Below are 7,554 nucleotides of genomic sequence, written 5' to 3' on the forward strand. Positions count from 1 at the left end.
ATGCGCATCCTGATCACGGGCGCCAACCGCGGCATCGGCGCCGCGCTCGACCGCGAGCTGACGGCGCGCTGCGCCGAGGTGATCGGCACCGCCCGCAACCATCCGGACTATCAGCCGCTCGACGTCACGCAGCCCGCCTCGGTGGCCGCGCTGGCCGAACGGCTGGACGGCGCCCCGCTCGATGCGCTGATCTGCAACGCCGGGGTCTATCTCGACAAGGGACAGGCCCTGGCCGATGGCTACCCGGCACAGATGTGGGCCGATGAATTCGCGGTGAATGTCACCGGCGTGTTCCTGAGCGTGCAGGCGCTGCTGCCGAATCTCCGGCAGGGCAGCGCGCCCCGGATCATGATCATCTCCTCGCAGATGGCCTCGCATACCCGCGCCCCCGGCGGCAGCTACATCTACCGCGCCTCCAAGGCGGCGGCGCTGAACCTCGGGCGCAACCTCGCCACCGATCTCAAACCCATGGGCATCGCCGTCGGCATCTACCATCCGGGCTGGGTGCAGACCGATATGGGCGGCACCGCCGCCGAGATCACCCCGGAGATGGCCGCACGCGGCCTCGCCGACCGGCTCGAGGCGCTCGGCCCCGGCAATACCGGCTGTTTCGAGACCTGGGATGGCCAGCCCCACGCCTACTGAACCCGAGGCCTTCCCCGCCGCCTTCGCCCGCGCCTGGGCGACGCGCGAGGGCACCGAGATTGCCGCGCTTTTCACCGAAGACGCGGATTTCGTGAATGTCACCGGGCTCTGGTGGACCGGACGCGACCGGATCGCGGCCCCGCATGACTACGCGCTGAAGAGCTTCTTCGCCGGGACCGAGCTGCGCCCGGGCCGTATCGCCGTGCGGCGGCTGGGCGACGACATCGCGCTGGTGCGCTGCCGCTTCACCCTGACCGGCCAGCGCCTGCCCGATGGCGCCGCCGCCGGTCCGCGCCAGACCATCCTGCTGTTCGTGCTCCAGCGCGGCCCCACCGGCTGGCGCGCGGTGACCGCGCAGAACACCGATGTGGTGCCCGGCATGGAAACCCATGCAAACGACGGCACATTGCGGGCGGTCGATTACCGAACGCCCTGACCCCGGCCTTTCATCTTTCTGCAAATACTCAAAAAACCGCCCCGCCCCGGGGCAGACCCCGCCGCCTCTTGCGCGAACCGCCCCCCCGGCGTAAACCCCGGCTGATTCAAGACCACCCCGGGGAAAGCCTCATGCCCGTTCTCGTGATGAAATTCGGCGGCACCTCCGTCGCGACGCTCGACCGGATCCGGCGGGCGGCAAAGCGCGTGGGCGTCGAGGTGGCCAAGGGCTATGACGTGATCGTCATCGTCAGCGCCATGTCCGGCGAGACCAACAAGCTCGTGGGCTATGTCGAGGAAACCTCGCCGCTCTTCGACGCGCGCGAATACGACGCCGTGGTCAGCTCGGGCGAAAACGTCACCGCCGGGCTGATGGCGCTGACGCTTCAGGAGATGGACGTTCCGGCGCGCAGCTGGCAGGGCTGGCAGGTGCCGCTGATGACCACCTCCGCCCACAGCTCTGCCCGCATCGTCGACATCCCGACCGAGAACATCACCCGCAAATTCGGCGAGGGCATGCGCGTCGCCGTGGTCGCGGGCTTCCAGGGCATCTCGCCCGAGGGCCGCATCACCACGCTGGGCCGGGGCGGATCGGACACCACCGCCGTGGCCTTCGCCGCCGCCTTCGACGCCGAGCGCTGCGACATCTACACCGATGTGGACGGGGTCTATACCACCGACCCGCGCATCTGCGACAAGGCCCGCAAGCTCGACCGCATCGCCTTCGAGGAGATGCTGGAGCTTGCGAGCCTCGGCGCCAAGGTGCTGCAGACGCGCTCGGTGGAACTGGCCATGCGCTACAAGGTCAAGCTGCGGGTGCTCTCCAGCTTTGAGGAACAATCGGACGAGGCCGGGACGCTGGTCTGCGACGAGGAGGAAATCATGGAACTGAACGTTGTTTCCGGGGTCGCCCATTCGCGCGACGAGGCCAAGATGACCCTGATTTCGGTCGCCGACCGCCCCGGCATCGCCGCCGCCATCTTCACCCCGCTTTCGGAGGCGGGGATCAATGTGGACATGATCGTGCAGAACATCTCGGAAGAGGGCCGCACCGACATGACCTTCTCCTGCCCGACGAACCAGGTGGCCCGCGCCGAGGAGGCCTTGAAAAAGGCCAAGGAGGCGGGCGAGATCAATTTCCACGATCTCGTCGCCGACACCAATGTCTGCAAGATCTCGGTGGTGGGAATCGGCATGCGCTCGCATACGGGCGTGGCAGCCAAGATGTTCAAGGTACTCTCGGATGAGGGGATCAACATAAAGGTCATTACAACCTCCGAGATAAAAATTTCCGTTCTCATCGACCGGAAATACATGGAACTCGCGGTTCAGGCGCTGCATGATGCGTTCGAACTGGAGAAGGCGGCCTGAGATGATCCGGGCCGGCCTTATGCTGGGACGGGGACAGGTCTGACCGATATGCCGGATGGCTCGGAAAGCGAAAGCCGCAAGCTGCTTGGCCGGCTGCGCGACACCATGGCCGAAGAGGCCGCGGGTCAGGCGCGACTGGACAAGATCACGCATCTGACGGCGGATTCGATGGGCACCGAAGTGTGCTCCATCTACCTGTTCCGTGACGAGGACACGCTGGAGCTTTGCGCCACCGAGGGTCTCAACAAGGAGGCCGTGCACCAGACGCGCATGAAGCTGGGCGAGGGTCTGGTCGGCCGCGTGGCGCGCACCGGCAAGATGGTCAACACCGCCGACGCGCCCTCCGAGCGCGGCTTCCGCTACATGCCCGAGACCGGCGAGGAGATCTTTTCCAGCTTCCTCGGCCTGCCGATCCAGCGGCTGGGCGAAAAGCTGGGCGTGCTGGTGGTGCAGACCAAGGCCAAGCGCGAGTTCACCGCCGACGAGATCTATGCGCTGGAAGTGGTGGCGATGGTGCTGGCCGAGATGGCCGAGCTCGGCGCCTTTGTCGGCGAGGGCGCGGCTCTGAAGGCCCGCCACACCCAGGCGACGATGCTGCGCGGCGTCACCGGCCAGGAGGGCACCGCCGAGGGCCATGTCTGGCTGCACGAACCGCGCGTGGTGGTGACGAACCTCGTCTCCGACGACCCCGAGCGCGAGCGCGAGCGCCTGAAGGCGGCGGTCGAGAAGCTGCGGGTCAGCGTCGATGAGATGCTGGCGGGCGCCAGCGGCGAGCAGCTCGAGGTGCTCGAGGCCTATCGCATGTTCGCCAATTCCAAGGGCTGGCGGAAGCGCATGGAAGAGGACATCGACCGCGGGCTGTCCGCCGAGGCGGCGGTGGAAAAGGAACAATCCGCCGCCCGCGCCCGCATGGCGCAGGTGGCCGACGCCTATCTGCGCGAGCGGCTGCACGATCTCGACGACCTGTCGAACCGGCTGCTGCGCATCCTCACCGGCCAGGGCAGCGAGACCGGCGCCGAGATGCCCACCGACCCGATCCTCATCGCCCGCAATATCGGGCCGGGAGAGCTGCTGGATTACGGCCGGCGGCTCAAGGGCATCGTGCTCGAGGAGGGCTCGGTCGGCAGCCACGCGGCGATCGTCGCCCGGGCGCTGGCGATTCCGCTGGTCATCCACGCCGCCCGCATCACCACCGAGGCGCTGAACGGCGACCATATCATGGTGGATGGCGATCAGGGGCTGGTGCATCTGCGCCCCGACGAAAGCGTGGTCAGCGCCTTCCGCGACAAGATCGCCATGCAGGCGCAGGCGCAGGAGCGCTATGCCTCGATCCGCCAGAAACCGGCGATGTCGCTTTGCGGCAAGCGCGTGCATCTGTTCATGAATGCCGGCCTTCTGGCCGACCTGCCCTCGCTGCCCAGTTCCGGCGCCGAGGGGGTGGGCCTGTTCCGCACCGAGCTGCAATTCCTCATCCGCAACCAGATGCCCCGCCGCAACGAACTGGTCGAGGTCTACAAGCGGGTTCTGGATTCGGCGGGCGACAAGCCGGTGGTGTTCCGCACCCTCGACATCGGTTCGGACAAGGTGCTGCCCTATATGAAACCCACCGACGAGCCGAACCCGGCGCTCGGCTGGCGGGCGATCCGTGTCGGGCTCGACAAGCCCGGTGTGATGCGGATGCAGATCCAGGCGCTGCTGCGCGCCGCCGAGGGGCGCTCGCTGTCGGTGATGTTCCCCTTCGTCGCGCAATACGAGGAATTCCGCGCCGCCCGCGCCGAGGTCGACAAGGCCGTCGCCATCGAGCGAAAGCTCGGTCATGTGGTGCCCGAGAAGATCACCATCGGCACGATGCTCGAAACCCCGAGCCTCGCCTATGCTTCGAAGAAATTCTTCGAGGATGTGGAGTTCATCTCCATCGGCGGCAACGATCTCAAGCAGTTCTTCTTCGCCGCCGACCGCGAGAACGAGCGCGTCCGCCGGCGCTATGACACGCTGAACGTCAGCTTCCTGACCTTCCTCGAAGGCATCGTTCAGCGCTGTTCGGAATCGGGCACCTCGCTGAGTTTCTGCGGCGAGGATGCCGGGCGCCCCATCGAGGCGGTCTGCCTCGCGGCGATCGGGCTGCACCGTCTGTCGATGCGCCCGGCCTCGATCGGCCCGGTGAAAAGCCTGATCATGCGCACCGATCTGGATGCGCTTTACGATGTGATCTGCGACGCCCGCGAGCGCGGCGAACAATCGGTGCGCGCCTCCGTCCTCGATTACCTGCGTTGGAGCGGCTGAGGCGCTCGGGGATGGTGGGCAGATTGCCCACCCTAGCGGAGAGCGCTTCGTAGGGTGGGCAATCTGCCCACCGTGCGCTCGACATTCTGATTGGCGCCCGGTACGGTATGCAAAAGCATACAAATGGATATTGCCATGCTTCTTGCCCAACATCATGTGCAGCTCGCCATGCCGCGTGGTGGCGAGACCGAGGCCATCGCCTTTTACGCCGGGGTTCTGGGTCTGGAAACGGTCGAGAAACCCGAAGCGCTGCGCGCGCGCGGCGGCGTCTGGTTCGAACGCGGCCCGCTGCGGGTGCATCTGGGGGTCGAAGAGCCCTTTGCCCCCGCGCGCAAGGCGCATCCGGCCTTTCAGGTCACAGCACTGTCCACGGCCATCGCGCGGCTCGACGCCGCCGGCTGCGCCTGGCGCCGCGACATCGACCTGCCCGGTCTGGCCCGGATCTATGTCGATGACCCGTTCGGCAACCGGATCGAGCTGCTGGAACTGTCGCCCGGGCCCTGAGCCCTGCGGCACAGGCTCCGCCCGGCCGGGCATCTCCTCCGCGGCCGGGCGTCGTCTGTCTGTTGCGCGCCGCGCGCCGTTCTGGCAGCGGACACTGCCCGCGCCTTCTGCGCGGGGTCGGGCCATCGCCCCCCGGAAACCGGTGAGACCACCCCTCGGGCAGCCCCCATGCATGGCCGGGGAAGGCCCCCGCGAAGAGCGCTTCGCCTCTCCGCAGAGCCTTTCTAGACCAGTCGTTTTGACAAGAAGTTACCCAAGCCGCGCCATTTCACTCCGCAGCGCGGCGATCACCGCCTCGCGCTCCTGCCCGGTGTCCCGCGCCAGTCGCATGAGGCCGAAATGCACCTGCGCCATCTGCTGGTAATAGCTGGTATAGGCATAGTTCGTCGCCGCCCCCATGGCCGCGCCCAGCACCGGCACGGTCTGCGCGGCCAGTTTCTGCCCCAGGACCGTGGCAAAACGCGGCGACACCCGCCGGATCATCGCGTGGACCGTCGCCCCGGTCAGGGTCACCCGGGCCGAGAGAAACGCCATCTCGGCGCCGTTGTCATGATCGAGCGGCCCGGCGGCGGCAAAGACCGCAAGGCATTCGCGGCGGATCTCGGGCAGATCGGGGTCGAACCCATGCTCGGCGGCGATGCCCTGGATGGCCCGCAGCAGCACCGTGGTGGTCACCGGCAGTTCCGCCAGCGCCGAGGGCAGCCCGCCCGCGCCGCCCGCCGCGCCCATGGCGGTCGCCAGCGCCGTGTTGAGCCAGCCCTTCTGATCCGGCACAACCCCGCGCGATCCCGCCGCCGCCCGCAGCGCGGTTTCCAGCGCGCGCTCGGTGGCGCTCTCCAGCCGGTCCTTGACCCGGTCGGGCAAACGCTCGAGCAGATTCTCGGCCTGGGTGCCCAGCACGTTCAGCACCTGTAACCCCAGCCCGCCGGCGGCGCGGTAGCGCCGGGCCAGCGCCGCGATCTCGGCGCTGCTGTCGATGGCGACAAGCTCGGTTCCGGTCATCGGGCCTCTCCGGTCAGCTCCCTATCCTCAAAAGATCGGGGCCCGGCGCGAAGTTTCAAGCGTTGCGCGTCACCTCGCCGGTCACGCCCTCCCAGGCGCCGGGCCGCAGTTCGAGCCCCAGCACCCGCTCCGGGTTCGTCGGCGGCGGCATCACCACCCCCTCGAGCTTGCGGAAGCCGAAGCGCCGGTAATAGGGTTCGTCCCCGACCAGCAGGATGCGCGTCCATTCCAGAGCCCGCGCGCGTTCGACCGTGTCGCGGATCAGCGCCGCGCCCAGCCCCTCGCCCTGCGCCGTCGGGTGCACCGCCACCGGCCCCAGCAGCAGCGCCTGCCAGCCGCCGATGCGCACCGGCCAATAGCGGATGGCGCCGCCCAGAATGCCGTTCTCGTCGCGCGCGATGCGGCACAGCTCCGCCACCGGCGGCACGTCGTCGCGCAGCCGGTAGGACGACAGCAGGGTCCGCCCCGGCGCGAAGCTGAGGTCGTAGAGTGCCTCGATTTCCCACCAGTCGTCCGGCTTTTCCTGTGACAGCGTGAACAGCGCCGCTTCTCCCGTGCAATCGGCCGCGATCCGGCCTATCTCTGTTCCATATATGCGCAAACATCTGAAAGGACAGCAATGTTCTACCGACCCGAAGAGGGGCATGGCCTGCCGCACAACCCGCTCAACGCCATCGTCGCACCGCGTCCGATCGGATGGATCTCGACGCGCGGCACGCTGGGGGACAATCTGGCGCCCTACAGTTTCTTCAACGCCGTCGCCTATGAGCCGCCGCAGGTGATGTTCGCCTCGACCGCCGCCAAGGAGGACCGGGGCGACACCAAGGACACCGTGGCGCAGCTTCGCGAACACGGGGTGTTCTGCGTGAATGTGGTCGAAGAGGCCATGTGCGACGCAATGAACGTGACCTCGGGCCCCTGGGAGGCCGGGCGCGACGAGTTCGAGATGGCCGGGCTGGAAAAGGCCGAATGCGAGAGCATCGACTGCCCGCGCGTGGCCAGGGCGCCGGCGGCGCTGGAATGCAAGGTGGTGCAGATCGTGCGGCTGCCCGGCGAGGCGAATTACGTCACCTTCGGCGAGGTCGTCGGCGTGCATCTGCGCGACGATTGTCTGGTGGACGGGCTGTTCGACGTCACCACCTTCCACCCGCTCGCCCGGCTGGGCTATCGCGACTACACCGTGGTGCGCGACAAGTTCACGCTGAAACGGCCCGGGGAGTAACGTCGGGGCGCCGCCGCGGACAGCGGCGGCCCCGCCCCCCAACCCAGGCCAGAAAGCTCGGAGCAGGCCGCCGGATCCGGCGGCCCGCCGCA

At 67.9% G+C, this 7,554-nt stretch carries 8 protein-coding genes; 6 read left to right on the top strand and 2 right to left on the bottom strand.

Going from position 1 to position 7,554, the window contains the following annotated elements; translation table 11 throughout:
- The 5 genes from M4578_RS07275 (at position 1) to M4578_RS07295 (ending at position 5,238) form a co-directional block, all read left to right on the top strand.
- Complete coding sequence (locus M4578_RS07275; RefSeq protein WP_258092799.1) at positions 1 to 645, top strand: SDR family oxidoreductase; 645 nt, start codon at positions 1 to 3, stop codon at positions 643 to 645.
- On the top strand, positions 623 to 1,081 hold the full coding sequence (locus M4578_RS07280) for an SgcJ/EcaC family oxidoreductase (protein ID WP_258092800.1): 459 nt from the start codon (positions 623 to 625) through the stop codon (positions 1,079 to 1,081). The genes M4578_RS07275 and M4578_RS07280 overlap by 23 nt, the downstream gene beginning before the upstream one ends.
- A 131-nt stretch (positions 1,082 to 1,212) precedes the next feature.
- Positions 1,213 to 2,451, top strand: a complete 1,239-nt coding sequence (locus M4578_RS07285) for an aspartate kinase (protein ID WP_258092801.1) — start codon at positions 1,213 to 1,215, stop codon at positions 2,449 to 2,451.
- Between the two features lie 48 nt (positions 2,452 to 2,499).
- Entirely contained in the window at positions 2,500 to 4,734 is a 2,235-nt protein-coding gene (gene ptsP / locus M4578_RS07290; RefSeq protein ID WP_258092802.1) for a phosphoenolpyruvate--protein phosphotransferase, read from the top strand.
- A gap of 135 nt (positions 4,735 to 4,869) precedes the next feature.
- Entirely contained in the window at positions 4,870 to 5,238 is a 369-nt protein-coding gene (locus tag M4578_RS07295) for a VOC family protein (RefSeq protein WP_258092803.1), read from the top strand.
- 249 nt (positions 5,239 to 5,487) lie between these two features.
- Here the strand turns inward: M4578_RS07295 and M4578_RS07300 are convergent, their stop codons facing one another.
- Positions 5,488 to 6,240, bottom strand: coding sequence for an EcsC family protein (locus tag M4578_RS07300; protein WP_258092804.1), 753 nt, complete (start codon positions 6,238 to 6,240; stop codon positions 5,488 to 5,490).
- A 55-nt stretch (positions 6,241 to 6,295) separates the two neighbouring features.
- Positions 6,296 to 6,781 carry a GNAT family N-acetyltransferase gene (locus M4578_RS07305; protein WP_258092970.1) on the bottom strand — a complete coding sequence of 162 codons (486 nt, stop codon included), beginning with the start codon at positions 6,779 to 6,781 and terminating at the stop codon, positions 6,296 to 6,298.
- A gap of 78 nt (positions 6,782 to 6,859) precedes the next feature.
- On the opposite strand from M4578_RS07305, the gene M4578_RS07310 reads away from it, so the two are divergent.
- Positions 6,860 to 7,462 carry a flavin reductase family protein gene (locus tag M4578_RS07310; protein ID WP_258092805.1) on the top strand — a complete coding sequence of 201 codons (603 nt, stop codon included), beginning with the start codon at positions 6,860 to 6,862 and terminating at the stop codon, positions 7,460 to 7,462.
- Positions 7,463 to 7,554 lie beyond the last annotated feature (92 nt).

The sequence above is a fragment of the Salipiger pentaromativorans genome (assembly GCF_024721115.1).
Lineage (GTDB): Bacteria > Pseudomonadota > Alphaproteobacteria > Rhodobacterales > Rhodobacteraceae > Salipiger > Salipiger pentaromativorans.

What these genes read in the sequence shown, in the direction of transcription:
- M4578_RS07275 (WP_258092799.1), top strand. Translation starts at nt 1, where the DNA reads ATGCGCATCCTGATCACGGGCGCCAACCGCGGCATCGGCGCCGCGCTC.
- M4578_RS07280 (WP_258092800.1), top strand. Translation starts at nt 623, where the DNA reads ATGGCCAGCCCCACGCCTACTGAACCCGAGGCCTTCCCCGCCGCCTTC.
- M4578_RS07285 (WP_258092801.1), top strand. Translation starts at nt 1,213, where the DNA reads ATGCCCGTTCTCGTGATGAAATTCGGCGGCACCTCCGTCGCGACGCTC.
- ptsP (WP_258092802.1), top strand. Translation starts at nt 2,500, where the DNA reads ATGCCGGATGGCTCGGAAAGCGAAAGCCGCAAGCTGCTTGGCCGGCTG.
- M4578_RS07295 (WP_258092803.1), top strand. Translation starts at nt 4,870, where the DNA reads ATGCTTCTTGCCCAACATCATGTGCAGCTCGCCATGCCGCGTGGTGGC.
- M4578_RS07300 (WP_258092804.1), bottom strand. Translation starts at nt 6,240, where the DNA reads ATGACCGGAACCGAGCTTGTCGCCATCGACAGCAGCGCCGAGATCGCG.
- M4578_RS07310 (WP_258092805.1), top strand. Translation starts at nt 6,860, where the DNA reads ATGTTCTACCGACCCGAAGAGGGGCATGGCCTGCCGCACAACCCGCTC.